The sequence below is a fragment of the Ruegeria sp. HKCCA4008 genome (assembly GCF_013033125.1).
Taxonomy (GTDB): domain Bacteria; phylum Pseudomonadota; class Alphaproteobacteria; order Rhodobacterales; family Rhodobacteraceae; genus Ruegeria.
This window is the reverse complement of sequence record NZ_WQDM01000007.1, coordinates 41,954-59,836: the sequence shown is the minus strand read 5'-3', so window position 1 is coordinate 59,836 and position 17,883 is coordinate 41,954. Positions and strand designations below refer to the sequence as shown.

The window sequence follows — 17,883 nt, the reverse complement described above, 5'->3', positions numbered from 1 at the left end:
TCTGGGCGGAAACGGGGCAGACATGGGATAATATCAGGGATTTGAATCGGATCGTTTGCGTATGGGAAACGTAGAAACAGTGGTTTCCAAACGCGCCGCAGGCATTGTGACGCTGTGTTTTTCAGGCAATCGCGCTAAGATCTCACATTGAGAATGGCATTTTTGTGACCAGGGAGGAGTTCATGAAACCCTTTTTCGCCATTGCTGTGCTTTGCCTTTCCGTGGGCTTTGCGCATGCCGGAGGAGAGACCCCGTCGAATCCTGATGCAAAGGTCTATTTCGTCAACCTGTCGGATGGCGACACCGTGCAATCACCGGTCACGGTTGTCTTTGGCCTAAGCGGCATGGGCGTCGCACCCGCCGGAACCGAGAAAGAAAACACCGGGCACCACCACCTGTTGCTTGACCGTCCCCCGCTGGGTGAGGGCGAGGATGGCGCGGATGAGTTGGCAAATGGTTTGCCCGCCGACGATAATCACATGCACTTCGGAGGCGGTCAGACCGAAGTAACGCTGGATCTGGCGCCGGGCCAACACACCCTGCAATTGGTTCTGGGCGACGCCGGGCATGTGCCGCATTCCCCGCCGATTGTATCCGAGGTGATCACGATCACCGTGGAATAGCCGCAGGCCTTTGAAACCGTCCGTTCGGTTCATGTGATGGAAAGGCGTTTACATTTTCGGCGCACTTAGTGAATCTGCATGCATTTGCAGGGGGTAATAATGTCGCTGGAATTCTTCATCACATCATTGATTGTTGTTTTGCTGCCGGGTACCGGCGTCATCTATACTTTGGCTGTCGGTCTTGGGCGCGGGTTTCGCGCAAGTCTCGCCGCAGCCTTCGGATGCACATTTGGGATCGTTCCGGCGGCCTTGGCCAGCATCATCGGACTTGCAGCCTTGCTGCACACCAGTGCCGTCGCGTTTCAACTCATCAAATATCTTGGCGTCTTGTACTTGTTCTACATGGCATGGGGAATCCTGAAGGACGGCGGTGCCATGGACGTCGCGGCGGAGAAATCCGCAAAAAGCGACTTTAGAATTGCCGTGACAGGAACGCTGATCAACGTTTTGAACCCAAAGTTGTCGCTATTCTTCCTGGCCTTTCTGCCGCAATTCCTGCCGGCGAATGCAGCAAATGCAGGAATGGAACTGACCAAACTGGCGCTGGCCTTCATGGCCATGACATTTGTTGTTTTTGTCGGGTATGGCGCATGCGCCGCACTGGCGCGGGACTATGTGATCCGGCGCCCTGCTGTGATGGCGTGGATAAAGCGGTGTTTCGCAACCGCTTTTGGTGCCTTGGGTGCAAAACTCGCGCTGTCGGAGTGAAGACACTCTGAACGAGTGGCTTCAGAACTCTGCGGCCAGCCGCGTGCCCTGATTGATTGCGCGTTTGGCGTCCAGTTCGGCCGCCACATCCGCCCCACCGATCACATGCGGGGTGATTCCGCGTTCGATCAGCGCGTCGGCCAGCGACCGCTCGGGCACCTGCCCGGCACACAGAACGATCGTGTCCGCCTTGATGACGGTCGGGTCGGCGCGCTCTTCTCCGAACGAGACATGCAGCCCCTCGTCGTCGATGCGCTCATAGTTCACGCCGCCAACGAAGTTGACATCCTTCATCTTCAGCGCCGCACGGTGGATCCAGCCGGTGGTCTTACCCAGCCCCTTGCCATGCGCCTGTTTCTTGCGCTGCAGCAGGGTGACCTGCCGCTTGGGCGCCTCGGGCTGCGGGCCTTGGGGCGCCAGGCCTGCGCGGTGCTGTTCAGGGTCGGCAACGCCCCATTCCTTCATCCACAAGGGCAGGTCGGTGGTGGGCGAGTGGCCCTCCTCCAGCAGGTATTCCGACACGTCAAAGCCGATGCCGCCCGCGCCGATCACGGCCACCGATTTGCCCACCGGGGCCTTGTCGCGCAGCACGTCGATATAGTTCACGACATTGTCGCGGTCCTCGCCCGGGATCTTCGGATCGCGCGGGTTGACGCCGGTGGCGATCACCACCTCGTCGAACCCGACCAGATCGTCGGCGCCGACTTTGCGGCCCAGTTCGACCTTGACGCCCAGATCGTTCAGCATGGTGCGGTACCAGTCCACCAAGCCCCAGAACTCTTCCTTGCCCGGCACCTGCTTGGCCATGTTCAGCTGGCCGCCGATCTCGTCGGCTTTGTCAAACACGGTCACGTCATGGCCGCGCTCCGCCGCCGTCATCGCCGTGGACAGGCCCGCCGGCCCTGCGCCCACGATGGCCACGCGCTTGGGCGTGGCGGCCTTTTCGATCACCAGCTCGGTCTCGTGGCAGGCGCGCGGGTTCACCAGGCAGGAGGTCAGTTTGCCGCTGAAGGTGTGATCCAGACAGGCTTGGTTGCAGGCGATGCAGGGCGCGATCCTAGCCGCGTTACCTGCCATCGCTTTGGCTACGAAATCCGCATCCGCCAGCATCGGCCGCGCCAGAGAGACCATGTCGGCACAGCCCTCGGCCAGCACCTGCTCGGCCACTTCGGGCGTGTTGATCCGGTTCGAGGTGATGACCGGAATCCCCACCTTGCCCATCAGTTTCTTCGTCACCCAGGCAAAGGCCCGGCGGGGCACCGATGTGGCGATGGTCGGAATCCGCGCCTCGTGCCAGCCGATGCCGGTGTTGATGATCGTCGCCCCGGCTTCTTCGATCCGCTGCGCCAGTTGCACCACCTCTTCGAAGGTCGAGCCATTGGGCACCAGGTCGATCATCGACAGCCGGTAGATGATGATGAAATCGGTTCCCACCGCCGCGCGGGTCCGGCGCACGATTTCCAGCGGCAGCCGCATCCGGTTCTCATAGGACCCGCCCCAGCGGTCTGTGCGCTTGTTGGTGTGGGTCACCAGAAACTGGTTGATGAAATACCCCTCGGACCCCATGATCTCGACCCCGTCATAGCCCGCCTTTTGGGCCAGCACGGCGGCGTTGACGATGTCGCTGATCTGCTTCTCGATGCCGTCCTCGTCCAGTTCGTTGGGGGGGAAGGGCGAGATCGGCGACTTCACCGGGCTGGGCGCCACGCATTTCGGCCCATAGGCATAGCGACCCGCATGCAGGATCTGCATCGCGATCTTGCCGCCCGCCTGATGCACACGGTCGGTGACGACGGAATGATTGGCCACGTCCTTGTCGCTGGTCATCATTGCAGCCCCCGGCAGGACCGAGCCTTCGAGGTTCGGCCCGATGCCGCCCGTGACCATCAGCGCCACGCCACCGCGCGCGCGGGCGGCATAGAACTCAGCCACCCGGTTCCAGTCGCCGGTTTCCTCCAGCCCGGTATGCATCGAGCCCATCAGGACCCGGTTCTTCAACGTGGTAAAGCCCAGATCCAGTGGTGCCAGCATGTTTGGGTACACAGTCATGGCAAAACTCTCCCTCCTGAATTTGCGTGATAGATTGACGTTCGCGTAAACTTTGTCACGCGAAACCCCACGTCACCCTCTTTGCTGTTGCGACGGTGATTGCTAGAGGTGGGTGAAACAACACGATGAGGCCGTGCATGACCCCCGAAGAAATTGCCAAACTGCCCTATCGCCCCTGCGTCGGGCTGATGCTGATGAACGATCAGGGCCAGATCTTCGTCGGCCAGCGCAACGACCGGTTCGAGGACGCGTGGCAAATGCCACAAGGCGGCGTGGACAAGGGCGAAGACCCTCGTGATGCGGCCTTGCGAGAGCTGTGGGAAGAAACCGGTGTAACCGGTGATCTTGTGGAAATCGTGGCCGAGACCGAGGGCTGGCTGCCCTATGACCTGCCGCATGACATCGTGCCCAAGATCTGGAAAGGCCGGTATCGTGGGCAGGAGCAGAAATGGTTCCTGATGCGGTTTCTGGGAACCGACGACCAGATCGACATCGAAACCGACCACCCCGAGTTCACCCGCTGGAAATGGCAGGACCCCGAGCGCCTGATCGCCGAGATCGTGCCCTTCAAGCGCGAGGTCTACGAGCAGGTGATGAAGGCGTTCGACGCCTATATTCGTCGCACTTGACGCGGTCTTGAAAAAGGCGCAGGTCCGGCATGTCTTTTTTGGGCCGCCCGGCAGAGTCCGGCCCAAGCAATGGTGGATGTCATGCGCCAGCCAAAGATCCTGACGACGCTCAAAACCTATGACATGACCCAGTTCACGGCGGATCTGATCGCCGGGATCTCGGTTGCAATGGTGGCCCTGCCGCTGAGTCTGGCGATTGCCATCGCCTCGGGTGCCGACCCGGCGCAAGGGTTGGTCACGGCCATCGTCGCCGGTTTCATCATTTCGGCGCTGGGGGGCAGCCGGGTCCAGATCGGAGGCCCGACCGGCGCCTTCATCGTGGTGGTGTTCGGCGTGATTGCCGAACACGGCTATGACGGGTTGGTCATGGCCACCTTCATGGCGGGCTTCATCTTGCTGATCGCGGGTTATTTCCGGGCCGGGCGGTTGATCTCGTTCGTGCCCGAAGCGGTCGTCAACGGCTTTACCATCGGCATCGCCGTCATCATCGCCGCCAGTCAGATCAAGGATTTCTTTGGCCTGTCGATTCAGAATCTGCCCGCCGAATTCCTTGAAAAAGTGCCCGCGCTGTGGGCTGCGCGCGACACGCTGAACCTGCCGGCCACGGGAATCGCCGTGCTGGCGGCGGTGTTGATCGTGGCCCTGCGCCGGATCGCGCCACGTTTTCCGGGGCTCATCATCGCGGTCGGCGTTGCCTCGGCGCTGGTCGCGCTGATGGGGCTGGGGGTCGACACGATCCATTCGCGGTTCGGCGATCTGCCTTCGACCCTGCCGGCGCCGCAGCTGCCCGATCTGTCGCTGTCGCGCTTTGTCGAGCTGTTCCCCTCGGCCGTCACCATCGCCTTTCTGGCGGGGGTTGAATCGCTGCTGTCGGCCATGGTTGCTGACCGCATGATCGGCGGACAGCACCGGCCCAACGCAGAACTGACGGCGCAGGGCGCGGCCAACATCGCCTCGGCCCTGTTCGGAGGGCTGCCGGCCACCGGCGCCATCGCGCGCACGGCGACGAACATCAAGGCGGGCGGCAAGACGCCGGTGGCCGGCATCATCCACGCGCTGGCCATCCTGCTGATCATGCTTGTTGCGGCCCCGGCGGCGGGCTATCTGGCCATGCCGGCATTGGCCGCACTGCTGATGATCACCGCCTGGAACATGAGCGAGCCGCACAAATGGGGCGAATACGCCCGCGCGCGACCCAGCGACCGGGCGCTGCTGGTGCTGACCATGCTGCTGACCGTTTTCATCGACCTGACCGTTGCCATCGGTGTGGGCGTTGCCATCGGGCTGGCCTTGCGGCTCAGCCTTCGCGAGTCGGTTCAGACGGACTGGACCCCGCCCGACCGGTGAGTAACAGGCGTGCCGTCGGGCTCATAGCCGATGACCCCCGGTTCCCACCACCAGATCGGGTTTGCCTTGAAACTGTCGCGCGCATCCAGCCGGTCGAGCAGCGCCGAAACCTTGCCGAATTGGTCCAGTTTCAGGTCGACACCAAGCGGCCTTGCCTGCACGAAACGCACATGGGCGGCCAGAAAGATATCCTGCATTGACAGGTAGCCCGGCACGAAGCCACCCTCGCCGGTCAGCAGGTCCTCCAGCCAGCCCAAGATGTGCGCCAGCTTCTCGGCCGACCGCTGAAGATGCGTGTTCTGGCCCACGCTCACGCCGGACCATCTCATTTGCGAGATGGTCGTGGCCGCGTTTCCGAAGGTCTGGATGGTCGAGAACACCAGCTTGTCCTGCCACTGCGCGTCCCCGGGCCGAAAGGCAAAGGGCGCCAGCTTGGGCGCGGCCTGCGGCCTGTCCGGATAGGTCGACAGCAGGTATTCGACGATGGTGCCGCTTTCCCACAGCACAAGATCGCCGTCCCAGAATGTAGGCACCTGCAATGTTGGAGTAGCCTGCGCGCGTTGCTCGGCGCTGGGCGTGGTGATTTCCTCTCGCCTTTCGTAATCCAGCGAAAGTTCGTCCAGAACGATCCTGACCGACCTTGCAAATGGCGATCCAGTCGTGAACAGCAGTGCTCTCATGACAGCCCCCCTTTTTGATGCGAAAAGCATAACGCTGTCAGAGCCAGCCTTGCCAGCAAAAACGGGGGTGTTGCGGCCCGGTGTTCAGGCCGCGCTCGCAGGGTCAAGCCGCATTTTTTTCCGAAGAATGACGCGGGAAACCCGCGTCCTCAAACCAACCCTTCTTCCCTCAGCAGCTCCAGCATGTTCGCCTCGGGGCGGGGGCCGATATGGCTGATCACCTCGCGGGCGCAGACATTGCCGATACGGGCGCAGGTCTCGTAATCGCGGCCCGTTGCCATGCCGAACAGGAACCCGGCGGCAAACTGGTCGCCGGCACCTGTTGCGTCAACGGGGACGACCTTCTCGACCGGTACGTCAATGCGAGCATCGCCGTTCATAACCGTCACCCCGTCACCCGAACGGGTGCAGACCACCAGCGGGCAGATCGCCGACGTGCGCCGCAGCGCCTCTTCCAGGTCGTCGGTCTCGAACAGGGATTTGATCTCGGCCTCGTTGCCGATCACGAAATCCAGCTCGTTTTCAATCAGCAGCAGGAAATCCACACGATGCCGTTCCACGCAGAACGGGTCGGAAATGGCAATCCCGGCCTTGCCGCCGCCCTTGTGACAGGCACGTGCGGCCTCAAGGAATGCCGCCTTGCCTTTTTCCTTGTCGAACAGATACCCCTCGAGAAACATGATCTGGCTGTTTCCTGCTACCTCATCCGGAACGTCCTGAGACGACAGTTCCGAGGAAATGCCCAGATAGGTGTTCATCGACCGCTCGCCATCAGGCGACACAAAGATCATCGAGCGTGACGTGGGCAATTCGCCACCCGGAACAGGCGGGTTCACGAAGTCGACGCCATCTTCGTTCATCGCATCTGCATAGAACCGGCCCAGAGCGTCATCGTGTACCCGGCCGATAAACGCTGCATCCAGACCAAGCGCGCCTGCGCCCGCAATGGTATTGGCCACCGAGCCACCCGGCGTTTGAACGCGGCTTTCCATCGAGGCGTACAGCACCTCGCCGCGTTCCTGTTCGATCAACTGCATGATGCCTTTTTCGATGCCCATCAGCTCCAGAAAGCTGTCATCGGCCTGGGAAATCACGTCCACAACGGCATTTCCGATGCCGGTCAGTTGATAAGTCTTCATAGGGTTTTGTCCTCGAATTGGCAGAGATCACGGATGATGCAGGTCGGGCATTGCGGCTTGCGCGCCTTGCAGTGGTACCGGCCATGCAGGATCAGCCAGTGATGCGCATGAAGTTGAAAGTCAGCGGGAATATTGTCTTCGATGGCGCGTTCGACCGTGTCCACATCCTTGCCGGGGCAAATACCGGTGCGGTTGCCGACGCGAAAGATATGGGTGTCCACCGCCTGCGCCGGTTGCCGCCACCACATGTTCAGAACCACGTTGGCCGTCTTGCGGCCCACACCCGGAAGGGATTGCAGGGCAGCCCGGGAATTGGGAACCTCGCCACCATATTCGTCAACCAGGATACGGCTCAGCTTGATGACGTTCTTGGCCTTCTGGCGGAACAAGCCAATGGTCTTGATGTGCTCGATCAGGCCGTCCTCGCCCAGATCCAGCATCTTTTGCGGCGTGTCGGCGATCTTGAACAGGTCGCGCGTCGCTTTGTTGACACCCGCATCCGTGGCCTGCGCCGAAAGGGCCACGGCGACGACCAGAGTATAGACGTTCACATGCTCCAGCTCGCCCTTGGGTTCCGGGTCGGCCTCTTGAAAGCGCGTGAAAATCTCGCGGATCGTATGATAGTCGAGTTGCTTTGCCATCCGGGCCTTAATGCCGTCCACCGCGCCCTGACACAAGCACAAAGCCAATGCGCAAGTTCCGGGTCGCGACAGCGTGGCCGGCGCGCTATGGTTTTGTCAGATGATGAGGTGGAACCATGAACGTCCAGACCCCAGAAAGCGGTTATCATTACAACGTCATGCGCCGGGCAATCGAGTTGATCGATCAGGGCGGTGAAGGCCTGAGCCTTGATGAACTGGCGCGCCAGATGGATATGAGCCCGGCCCATTTCCAGCGTTTGTTCTCGCGTTGGACCGGAGTGTCACCGAAACGGTATCAACAATACCTGACGCTGGGCCATGCGAAGGCATTGTTGCGTGAACGGTTCACGACATTGGAAACGGCCCACAATGTGGGCCTGTCCGGCAGCGGGCGTCTGCATGATCTGTTCCTGAAGTGGGAATCCATGAGCCCTGGCGAATATGCCCGCAAGGGCGAAGGCCTGACGATCTATTGGGGGTGGTTCGAATGCCCCTTTGGCCCTGCGTTGGTCATGGGGACCGACAAGGGTATCTGCGGCATCGCCTTCGGTGCCGAGACCGGCGAAGAGGCCGCGATGGAAGACATGATCTCGCGCTGGCCCAAGGCAACGTTTGTCGAAGATCCGATGCGCCTGCGTCCTTGGGCGCTGAGTGCTTTTGGCGCTGCCAGCGACCGGTTGGAGCCGACACCGGTTTTCCTGATCGGATCACCTTTGCAAATCAAGGTGTGGGAAGCGCTGATGCATATCCCGTCCGGGCAGGTCACGACCTATTCCGAGATCGCCCAGCGAATCGGCTCGCCGCAAGCCGTTCGCGCCGTGGGAACGGCAGTTGGCCGCAACCCGGTCAGTTGGTTGATCCCCTGCCATCGGGCATTGCGCAAATCAGGTGGTCTGGGGGGCTATCACTGGGGCTTGCCTGTCAAGCGTGCCATGCTGGCCTATGAGGCGGCGCAGGCAGACGCCTGATTGACATACGGCCCGGCCGCTGCCAAAAGGCACCTCAGGTTCGGGTCCCCTGCCGTTCGCGGCCATTGGCTTTGGTGAAACCCGGTTTGAAAAGCATCTGTTGCCCTTTCCCGGCGCGCGGATGGAAATGCGAGCCCCGTCCTGACTTCGCGCCCGTTCAAGGACACGAGGCACATGATGACACGACCCCGAACCGTTGCTCCGGTTGAAGAGCTGAAAGCGCAGGCGAAACGCCTGCGGGAAGAACTGAAAACGAAGAGCGTTTCGCTGTCGCACAGTGCGGCATTGGAACTGCTGGCCCATCAGCATGGCGTTCGAGACTGGAACACCTTGCACGCAATGGCCGGAAACCGGATGCATCTGCGCGTGGGTGATCGGGTCGAAGGGCGCTATCTGGGTCAGGCGTTCACGGCCGAAATTCGCGGTCTGACCATGCTTGGCGATGGCGCGCGTCGCCGAGTGACCCTGCATTTCGATACGCCGGTCGATGTGGTGCGCTTTGACAGCTTTTCCGCATTTCGACAGCGCGTCACCGGCGAGATTGGGTGGGACGGTCGATCCCGGCGCCGCACGTCCGATGGCGTACCCCAGCTTGTAGTGCGGCCGCTATAGGGGGTTACGGGCGGGGCCAACCGCGTTGCCCCGCCCGATCTGTCTGCTTTGCAGGTATAGTTACTCTGCCGCCCAACCACCGACAGCTTTGATCTCGAGGAAGTCCTCAAGCCCAAAGACGCCGCCTTCACGCCCGTTGCCGGATTGCTTCATGCCGCCGAACGGTGAGCCCGCGCTGCGCGATTGTCCGTTCATTTCGACCATGCCCGACCGCAGCGCCCGCGCCATGCGATTGGCACGCGCGCCGTCCTGCGTCTGAACATAGTTGGTCAGGCCATAGGGTGTATCATTGGCGATTTCGACAGCCTCTTTTTCGGTGTCGAAGGGGATCATGGTCAGAACCGGGCCAAAGATTTCTTCGCGTGCGATGGTCATCTGGTTGTTTGCATCGACAAAGACCGTGGGGCGGACATAGTAGCCCTTGTTCAGCCCCTCTGGCCGTCCGGTGCCACCTGCGACCAGCCGCGCCCCTTCATCGATGCCCTTCTGGATCAGGTCCTGAATCTTGGTCCACTGAACTTCATTCACCACCGGTCCGATATGGCGGCCTTCCTCTGAGGCAGGGCCAACCTTGACCATATCTGCGACCTCGGCCGCGGTTTCCACAGCCTTGTCATAGATCGGGCGTTGCACCAGCATCCGGCTGGGGGCGTTGCAGCTTTGGCCGGTGTTTTGCATCATGTGCAGCACCCCACGCTTGACCGCCTTATCGTCTGCGTCCTCAAAGATGACGTTGGCCCCTTTGCCTCCAAGCTCAAGATGCACTTTCTTGAGGGTATCTGCCGCATTTTTGGAAATCGCGGTGCCTGCGCGGGTCGAGCCGGTGAAGCTGACCATGTCCACATCCGGATGGCCCGAAAGTTGCGAACCAACACCCGCGCCGTCGCCGTTGACCAGATTGAACACACCGGGCGGGAAGCCTGCCTCGTCCATCATCTCGGCAAAGATCATCGCGTTCAGCGGGCTTTGTTCCGACGGTTTCAGCACCATCGTGCAGCCCGCAATCGCAGCAGCCCCAACCTTGAGCGTGATCTGGTTCATCGGCCAGTTCCACGGCGTGATCAAAGCGGCAACGCCAACCGCCTCGTAAATGATGCGATCATTCGGTGCATGATCCCCCAGTGGGCGCTCGAATTCAAACGACCTGGCGGCGCGGATGAAGTTCTTCAGGTGATAGATGCCGGCACCCGCCTGCGCCGAGCGCGCCAGATCAATCGGGGCGCCCATTTCCAGCGACATCGCCTGCGCCAGATCCTCTGCCCGGGCTGCATAGAGTTCGACCAGTTTTTCCACCAGCGCGACGCGGGTTTCCACTGGCGTGGCCATCCAGCCCGGCAGGGCGGCCTTGGCCGCGGCAACGGCCGCATTCGTGTCGGCTTCGGCGCCAAGCGAGATCACGGCGCAGGGGTCTTCGGTTGACGGGTTGATGACCTCGAAGTCATCGGGCTGCGATGGGGCCACCCACTGACCATTAATATAGAAATCCCGCTTTTCGATCATCCTGAGCCCTCCTGAAGGTCTGCCTGAAACCGGCTGTTCGGGGCCACTCTGTCACCCATGTACAGGCTGAGCAATAGTGAATTTGATCAAATTATTTTCTGGCAATGCCCACGAATTCCGTATCCCCAAGCGTGATGGACGGTTTAACCTGCACACAAAGTGATTAGGTTCCAAACAACCGATTCAGGTTTTTCACAGAGAAGGAGATGCCCCATGGGTTTGCGTATCAACGACACCGTTCCGAATTTCACGGCAGAAACGGATCAGGGCACCATTCAGTTTCACGACTGGATTGGCGACAGCTGGGCCATTCTGTTCTCGCACCCAAAGGATTTCACGCCTGTTTGCACCACCGAGTTTTCGGCCGTTGCGCAGTTGAATGACGAATGGGCCGCGCGCAACACCAAGGTGATCGGCGTATCGGTCGATGGCGTCGAAGACCACAAGAAGTGGAAGAAGGACATCGAGGAATACGGCAAGGCCAACCCCGGCTTTCCGATCATCGCCGATGACGGTCTGGCTGTGTCCAAGGCTTTCGACATGCTGCCCGCCGAAGCATATCTGCCCGATGGCCGCACACCGGCTGACAGTGCCACGGTGCGTTCGGTCTTTATCATCGGACCGGACAAGCAGCTGAAGCTGTCGATGACCTACCCGATGACCGTGGGCCGGAACTTTGCCGAAATTCTGCGCGCGCTTGACGGTTTGCAGATGTCGGCCAAGGGTGTTGCAACACCTGCCAACTGGGTGCCGGGTGAAGACGTGATCATCCCGCCAACCGTGTCGAACGAAGACGCCAAGGCCAAGTTTGGCGAGTTCGAAACGATCTTCCCCTATCTGCGCAAGACCAAAGCGCCGTCGTAAGCCGGTTGCCGGGTCAGGGGGGCTGTCTGCCCCCCATCGTGCCCGCAGGCACGATTCCCCCCGAGGATATTTTCGGCCAGATGAAGCAGGCGGTTGTTGCTGGTCGGGCGACCACCGGCATATCCAGCGCGTACTGCATTTTTCGGGGTTTTCCGGGTGCTCCCGCGCCTGAGGCGCGAGGGCAAAGAGGTGCAGGAAACCGGAGAGAAACCTGACACCCGAAGCAATCAGAAATTATGGCGAAGTCCGAAATTGATGCTGAAAGTATCCAGATCGTCCTCTACGTTGCCGGTCAAAGCTCCGTTGGGGGCCAGGCGCTGCGACGAAACATCAAAGGCGCGGGCGTAACGGGCGTCAATCGTGAACGCTGTCGACGCGTTGATGTCATATGCCACACCGGCGATCAGCTGGGCGGCCAAGGTGGTGTCGGTGTCGTTCAGCGCCAAACCCGGCCCGTAAGAGAATTCCAGATCCGAATAGGTGGCCCCCAGACCAAACCCGGCAAACGGTGTCAGCGCGCCGGCCTGTTTGAAATCGAACAGCAGATTGGCAAATAACGAGGTCTGCGTGACGTCGCCCGAGATATTGCCCTCGGGACCCGGACCATTGCCGGTAAAGTTCACACCATCCACGTCGCTGTCGCGATAAGACAGTTCCAGCTCGATCCGCGTTCCGATGATATCGTTGGACCATTGCGGGATTTCCTTGCCTATCGCGAGGCCCAGTCCGAAACCTGCGTCGAATTCGGTATCGACCGATTGCGTCGCGCCACCGATTGTCCCGGTGAAATCGCTGTCCTGTAGCTGGCTGTAGCCGATGAAGCCGTGAATATAGGTGCCGTCGCCCAGGCTCTGCGCGGCAAGCGCCGTTGCGCTGATCGCCAGAGCCGAAGAGGCGAGAATGAGGCGCGTGAACATAACCATCTCCAGTGTTCCAAAGTCCGCATGCCATGGATGTGGACGAGGCTGGCCCAAAAAGAAAGGCGCCGGGCCTTCACTTCGTTTCACAGGTTTTTAGGAATGTGTGAGTGAATAGACATGAGGTTCTGCCACTGTTTCAGGGCACATCCCTGATCAACGGTTCTGACAGGAGTTCGTCGACAAAAAAACTGAGCAACTGCACCCTGCTGGAAACGCCCGCCTTTCGATAGACCGCGGCGCTTTGGGCCTTGATCGTCCCTTCTTTCGTCTGTCGCATTCCGGCGATTTCCGCGATGGAAAGACCCTTGATCGTCAGCATGGCGACGTCACGCTCAGCATCACTGAGCTGCCACTCGCTGAACTGGGTTTCGATGACCTGGGCAAAAGCCCCTTGCGCCACTTGCAGTTGCCGCTGCATGTCGCGCACCCGTCTGGACTGGGAGCGGATCAGGGCGATCGTGGCGCTCAGGCCGCCGACAAGCGCCAGCGACAGAAACAGTTCGAACGAATGAAGGTGACGAAACCCTGCGTCGTCGCCGCCTGTCCAATCCAGCACCGCATCCGTCATGAAAAAGGCGGCGCAGAGGGCCTGCACCACCAGAAGGAGCCAGAGCAAAGACGTTTGAGGTACTTTCATGCGGCCCCTTGGACATTGCAGGTTCAGTCGTCGTCCTCTTCGAGCTCGATGGCCGTCACCACCCCGTCCGTGTCAGACAGAACCAGTTCAGTTTCCACGCCATCCTTGGTGAGTTCAACCTCGATCTTCCCACCTTCGAATTCGATCTCTTCGATCTGGTACCCCTGGGCTTCAAGCGCCGTGCGGATATCGGCTTCGCTTGTGCCCAGTTTGTCGCCCAGTCCGACATTGGCCAAAGCAAGAACCGGTGCGGTTGCGATCAATCCCGTCAGTGTCAGCAGTTTCAAGGTTTCCATATCGCATCTCCTTTTTTCGTTGTGGCGATGCGGTCGAACTGGGGATGGCAGCGGACACCTGCGATTGGTTTTTGGTTGAAACAGGGCGAATGGAACCAAGGTTTATGCCATTTGCGGCCGTTTGCGCGCGTCAGGTTCAGATTGCAATCAAGTTGTGATAGTTTGTTTTGCGGAAACATACGGGCATGTGACCAACGATGTCGGGCTTTCTGACTGTCCTGAACAGGAGAAAACCATGGCTTTTACAGATTGGTACGTCGAGGGAGAAAGCTTCGGAAACTGCAACTGCGGCTATGCCTGCCCCTGCCAGTTCGAGGAATTGCCGACGCATGGCGATTGCCGCGGCTTCGAGGTGCTTGAAATATCCTCCGGATATTTTGGCGAAACGGATCTGAGTGGAACCAAGGCTGCGTTGATCTATGCATGGCCCGGGCCAATATTCGAAGGTGGCGGCGAAATGCAGGTGATCGTCGACCCCGCGGCCTCACCGGCGCAGCGCGATGCGTTGGAAAAAGTCTTTCACGGCGAAGAAACCGAAGAGATGGCAACCCATTGGTACGTGTTCCGGGCCATGTGTGAGACGGTGCACGACACGCTGTACCTGCCGATCGAGCTTGAGATGGATATCGAAGGACGAACGGCCAGTGTTACTGTTGGCGACGTTCTAAAGTCGACCGGGCGCCCGATTCAGGCCCCGCATGGTGGCGGCGAACACCGTGTACGTATCGATATTCCCGGTGGGATCGAATTCACCATTGCCGAGATCGGCAGCGCCTCGACCCGAGCCGATGCGGCGATCAAACTGGATCTGAAAGACAGCTACGGCCAGTGGCACCTGTTGAAACATGGCCCCGGTGGTGTCGCGCACTGACCTGCGGTCAGGCGGCTTTCGCGGATTCATTGGGGCGGACTTTCCAGCCCGGAACCGCCAGATCCGCCGACAGCACCCGGACTTCGAAAGGTTTGAGGACCGGCAATGCGGTCGAACCGTAACTGCCTTCACCATTGGCAAGTTCCGGGAACAGTTCGAACAGCTCGCTTCGGGTGGCGGGTGCCATTGCCCCAAGGCTGGTGTCGCCGGGGTAAAAGGACTCGGACCAGAGTCCTTCGACATTCACCAACTCATGCTGATCAAAGAGGATATGAATGTACTCCACCCCATGTGCGGGCGTTTCCTGAACGATGGAATGCCCATTGATCAGCCCCTTTGCGGGGGCCAGCATCGCCGCTTCGCAATGCATAAGCTCCATCATGGTCGAGGTCACGGCAATCCGGTGCTGTGGGGAAATGACGAGATCGCGGCTTGGGCTGTTCGACCCGAAACTGCCCGCCTTGATCCGTACAGGGGACAGGTGCGTGTTTCGCCGCAACTCAGCCGCGGACAACCGGCGCTTGCCGATCCAGCGGACCGGGCGGGCATGGCCGCCGGCGGTGATGACCGGGTCGCCGGGCTCCAGCGCCTCGACCCGGCGCAGCCCAGTTGGTGTCTGGATCAGAGATCCTGAGGTGAAACACACGAAAGAAGGCAAAGTGTCATACGCGGATGGCGGCGCGGTGCCGGCAAAACTGGTATCTGAAATCGTGTCATTCAGTTCGGCCTGACCCGAAGTGACTATGATGTAACGCGGGTTTGAAAACTGGATCAGGATGAACGTGACCGGCGCGCCATCGACCGTTCCTGTGTAGTTTTCGAAAGTACTGAAATTCTGGGTCGAGCCGGAAAAGCCGGGAAGAGACCCTAGGTCAAGTTGCGAGCTGCCATCCGGGTCGGGATCTTGCAGCAGAGCGTCATTATCCGTGACGTCGACCGAATACGCAGCAGTAATATCAACACTGCGGTTGCTGAACGGGTCTGCGCTGATTTCGTAAACAGTAATCGATGCCACGGTCGAACAGCTTCCTTGAAAACGGCAATATCCCCCTTAAGGTTGAGCCAATACACGCAATAAGTGTTAATAATTGATTTACCAAAGTTGCGACGCAGTTAACCGTCCTGCTGCCGCGCAAACAAAAAGACCCCGGATGAAACCGGGGCCTTCCGCTGTCTGTCAGAGGGGCAGATTACTCTGCGTTTTCCTCTTTCTTTTCTTTCTTCTCGGGAACGATCTCTTCGCCAGTTTCCTGATCGACCACTTTCATCGACAGGCGGACCTTGCCGCGGTCGTCAAAGCCCAGCAGTTTGACCTTTACTTCCTGACCTTCCTTCAGAACATCCGACGGATGGTTCAGGCGGCGGTTTTCGATCTGCGACACGTGGACCAGACCGTCACGCTTGCCGAAGAAGTTCACGAAGGCGCCGAAATCGACGATCTTGACGACTTTGCCGGTATAGATCTGACCTTCTTCAGGCTCTGCCACGATCGAATGGATCATGTCATAGGCCTTCTTGATCGACTCACCATCGGGCGAGGCGATCTTGATCACGCCATCATCGTTGATGTCGACCTTGGCGCCCGAAACCTCGACGATCTCGCGGATGACCTTGCCGCCCGAGCCGATCACTTCGCGGATCTTGTCGGTCGGGATGTTCATGGTCTCGATGCGCGGGGCGTGGACCGAGAAATCGTTGGTCTCGGACAGGGCTTTGCCCATCTCGCCCAGAATGTGCATCCGGCCTTCCTTGGCCTGTGCCAGGGCGGTTTCCATGATCTGCGGCGTGATGCCGGCAACCTTGATGTCCATCTGGAGCGAGGTGATGCCGTTTTCGGTGCCCGCAACCTTGAAGTCCATGTCGCCCAGGTGGTCTTCGTCACCCAGGATGTCGGTCAGAACAGCGTATTCACCGTCATCTTCCAGGATCAGACCCATGGCCACACCGGCAACCGGTGCTTTCAGCGGAACACCCGCATCCATCATCGACAGCGAACCGCCGCAGACAGAGGCCATCGAGCTTGATCCGTTGGATTCTGTGATCTCCGACACCACGCGGATGGTGTAGGGGAAATCGGTCGGCGCAGGCAGAACCGCCTGAAGCGCGCGCCATGCCAGTTTGCCGTGGCCGATCTCGCGACGGCCGGGCGAACCAACGCGGCCAACTTCACCCACCGAATACGGGGGGAAGTTGTAGTGCAGCAGGAAGTTCGATTTGAAATTGCCGTGCAGCGCGTCGATGAATTGCTCATCGTCGCCGGTGCCCAGCGTGGTCACGGCCAGCGCCTGTGTTTCACCGCGGGTGAACAGGGCAGAACCGTGGGTCCGGGGCAGAATCGAGGTTTCCGCAACGATCGAGCGGACATCGGTGGTCGAACGACCGTCGATCCGCTTGCCGCCCCTGACGACGTCGCCGCGCAGAATGCCGGCTTCCAGCTTTTTCATCGCGGAACCGAGGTTGCCGTCTTCCAGCTGCTCTTCGGTCAGCGCCTCTTTGATCGCTTCGCGGGCGGCGGCAACAGCGGCGGTGCGCTCTTGCTTGTCGGTGATCGCGAAGGCGGCGCGCATCTGTTCTTCACCGGCGGCTTTAACTGCGGCATAAAGCTCGGAATAATCCGGCGCCTGGAAGTCAAACGGCTCTTTCGCGGCTTCTTCCGCCAGCGAGATGATCAGGTCGATGACCGGTTGGATCTGCTCATGCGCAAAGTTCACCGCACCCAGCATTTCCGCTTCGGACAGTTCGTACGCTTCCGATTCCACCATCATCACGGCGTCTTTGGTGCCGGCCACAACCAGGTCCAGACGCTGTTCGGGGTTCAGGCGCAGGTCCTGCATGTCGTCCACGGTTGGGTTCAGGACATATTCACCGTCGGTGTATCCCACGCGGCAGCCCGCGATCGGGCCCATGAACGGCGCGCCCGAGATGGTCAGAGCAGCCGAAGCAGCAATCATCGCAACGATGTCGGGATCGTTGACCAGATCGTGGCTCAGCACGGTACACATCACCAGGACTTCGTTTTTGAAGCCGTCAACAAACAACGGACGGATCGGACGGTCGATCAGACGCGCGGTCAGCGTCTCTTTCTCGGTCGGGCGCGCTTCGCGCTTGAAGAAGCCACCCGGAACCTTGCCGGCGGCATAGTATTTCTCTTGGTAATGCACGGTCAGCGGGAAAAAGTCCTGACCGGGCTTCTGTTCCTTGGCGAAGGTCACGTTGGCCATGACGCTGGTTTCGCCCAGGGTGGCGATCACGCTGCCGTCAGCCTGACGGGCAACCTTGCCGGTTTCCAGTGTAAGCGTTTCCTCGCCCCACTGCATCGATTTCTTCGTTACATCAAACATATGCGTATCCTAGATGGGAGCACTCCCGCCCCTGCGGGTCTCCCGTTTTGCGTGGCGG

General features: G+C 60.0%; 17 protein-coding genes and 1 pseudogene. 8 read left to right on the top strand and 10 right to left on the bottom strand.

Annotated features, from left to right (window positions below; translation table 11 throughout):
• Positions 1 to 182 precede the first annotated feature (182 nt).
• Together GOW60_RS15255 and GOW60_RS15250 are read left to right on the top strand one after the other, a co-directional pair.
• Entirely contained in the window at positions 183 to 623 is a 441-nt protein-coding gene (locus GOW60_RS15255) for a DUF4399 domain-containing protein (protein ID WP_171229935.1), read from the top strand.
• A gap of 99 nt (positions 624 to 722) precedes the next feature.
• Positions 723 to 1,331, top strand: a complete 609-nt coding sequence (locus tag GOW60_RS15250) for a LysE family translocator (protein ID WP_171229934.1) — start codon at positions 723 to 725, stop codon at positions 1,329 to 1,331.
• A gap of 21 nt (positions 1,332 to 1,352) precedes the next feature.
• Here GOW60_RS15250 and GOW60_RS15245 read toward each other — a convergent pair whose 3' ends face one another.
• Positions 1,353 to 3,380, bottom strand: coding sequence for an NADPH-dependent 2,4-dienoyl-CoA reductase (locus tag GOW60_RS15245; protein WP_171229933.1), 2,028 nt, complete (start codon positions 3,378 to 3,380; stop codon positions 1,353 to 1,355).
• A 137-nt stretch (positions 3,381 to 3,517) separates the two neighbouring features.
• Here GOW60_RS15245 and GOW60_RS15240 point away from each other — a divergent pair, with 137 nt between their 5' ends.
• Positions 3,518 to 4,009 (top strand): RNA pyrophosphohydrolase, encoded by a 492-nt coding sequence (locus GOW60_RS15240; protein WP_171229932.1) that lies wholly within the window; start codon positions 3,518 to 3,520, stop codon positions 4,007 to 4,009.
• 81 nt (positions 4,010 to 4,090) lie between these two features.
• Positions 4,091 to 5,356, top strand: coding sequence for a SulP family inorganic anion transporter (locus tag GOW60_RS15235; RefSeq protein ID WP_171229931.1), 1,266 nt, complete (start codon positions 4,091 to 4,093; stop codon positions 5,354 to 5,356).
• Here GOW60_RS15235 and GOW60_RS15230 read toward each other — a convergent pair.
• The 3 genes from GOW60_RS15230 to nth all read right to left on the bottom strand — a co-directional run bounded on the left by GOW60_RS15230 (position 5,326) and on the right by nth (position 7,816).
• Positions 5,326 to 6,036 (bottom strand): glutathione S-transferase family protein, encoded by a 711-nt coding sequence (locus GOW60_RS15230; RefSeq protein ID WP_171229930.1) that lies wholly within the window; start codon positions 6,034 to 6,036, stop codon positions 5,326 to 5,328. The genes GOW60_RS15235 and GOW60_RS15230 overlap by 31 nt on opposite strands.
• A gap of 149 nt (positions 6,037 to 6,185) precedes the next feature.
• Complete coding sequence (locus GOW60_RS15225; RefSeq protein ID WP_152459395.1) at positions 6,186 to 7,175, bottom strand: adenosine kinase; 990 nt, start codon at positions 7,173 to 7,175, stop codon at positions 6,186 to 6,188.
• Positions 7,172 to 7,816, bottom strand: coding sequence for an endonuclease III (nth, locus tag GOW60_RS15220; RefSeq protein WP_171229929.1), 645 nt, complete (start codon positions 7,814 to 7,816; stop codon positions 7,172 to 7,174). Before nth ends, GOW60_RS15225 begins: the two co-directional genes overlap by 4 nt.
• 116 nt (positions 7,817 to 7,932) lie before the next feature.
• Here nth and GOW60_RS15215 point away from each other — a divergent pair, with 116 nt between their 5' ends.
• Positions 7,933 to 8,784 carry a bifunctional helix-turn-helix domain-containing protein/methylated-DNA--[protein]-cysteine S-methyltransferase gene (locus GOW60_RS15215; protein WP_152459393.1) on the top strand — a complete coding sequence of 284 codons (852 nt, stop codon included), beginning with the start codon at positions 7,933 to 7,935 and terminating at the stop codon, positions 8,782 to 8,784.
• 177 nt (positions 8,785 to 8,961) lie between these two features.
• Positions 8,962 to 9,396 carry a glyoxalase superfamily protein gene (locus tag GOW60_RS15210; protein ID WP_171229928.1) on the top strand — a complete coding sequence of 145 codons (435 nt, stop codon included), beginning with the start codon at positions 8,962 to 8,964 and terminating at the stop codon, positions 9,394 to 9,396.
• Positions 9,397 to 9,456: 60 nt separating this feature from the next.
• On the opposite strand, the gene GOW60_RS15205 is transcribed toward GOW60_RS15210, so the two are convergent.
• On the bottom strand, positions 9,457 to 10,896 hold the full coding sequence (locus tag GOW60_RS15205; protein WP_171229927.1) for an aldehyde dehydrogenase family protein: 1,440 nt from the start codon (positions 10,894 to 10,896) through the stop codon (positions 9,457 to 9,459).
• 213 nt (positions 10,897 to 11,109) lie between these two features.
• On the opposite strand from GOW60_RS15205, the gene GOW60_RS15200 reads away from it, so the two are divergent.
• Complete coding sequence (locus tag GOW60_RS15200) at positions 11,110 to 11,760, top strand: peroxiredoxin (protein WP_152459391.1); 651 nt, start codon at positions 11,110 to 11,112, stop codon at positions 11,758 to 11,760.
• A gap of 227 nt (positions 11,761 to 11,987) precedes the next feature.
• Here GOW60_RS15200 and GOW60_RS15195 read toward each other — a convergent pair whose 3' ends face one another.
• The 3 genes from GOW60_RS15195 to GOW60_RS15185 all read right to left on the bottom strand — a co-directional run bounded on the left by GOW60_RS15195 (position 11,988) and on the right by GOW60_RS15185 (position 13,613).
• A complete protein-coding gene (locus tag GOW60_RS15195) occupies positions 11,988 to 12,677 on the bottom strand; it encodes an outer membrane protein (protein WP_171229926.1) in 690 nt (229 codons plus the stop codon).
• A gap of 139 nt (positions 12,678 to 12,816) precedes the next feature.
• Positions 12,817 to 13,317: a helix-turn-helix transcriptional regulator gene (locus tag GOW60_RS15190; protein WP_171229925.1), complete on the bottom strand. Its 501-nt coding sequence runs from the start codon at positions 13,315 to 13,317 to the stop codon at positions 12,817 to 12,819.
• Between the two features lie 23 nt (positions 13,318 to 13,340).
• Positions 13,341 to 13,613: a PepSY domain-containing protein gene (locus GOW60_RS15185; protein WP_171172001.1), complete on the bottom strand. Its 273-nt coding sequence runs from the start codon at positions 13,611 to 13,613 to the stop codon at positions 13,341 to 13,343.
• A 235-nt stretch (positions 13,614 to 13,848) separates the two neighbouring features.
• Here GOW60_RS15185 and GOW60_RS15180 point away from each other — a divergent pair, with 235 nt between their 5' ends.
• A complete protein-coding gene (locus GOW60_RS15180) occupies positions 13,849 to 14,484 on the top strand; it encodes a DUF1326 domain-containing protein (RefSeq protein ID WP_171206719.1) in 636 nt (211 codons plus the stop codon).
• Between the two features lie 214 nt (positions 14,485 to 14,698).
• Here GOW60_RS15180 and GOW60_RS21175 read toward each other — a convergent pair.
• A pseudogene (locus GOW60_RS21175) lies at positions 14,699 to 15,130 on the bottom strand (Hint domain-containing protein); the annotation flags it as partial.
• A 544-nt stretch (positions 15,131 to 15,674) separates the two neighbouring features.
• A complete protein-coding gene (gene pnp / locus GOW60_RS15170) occupies positions 15,675 to 17,825 on the bottom strand; it encodes a polyribonucleotide nucleotidyltransferase (protein WP_152459385.1) in 2,151 nt (716 codons plus the stop codon).
• Positions 17,826 to 17,883 lie beyond the last annotated feature (58 nt).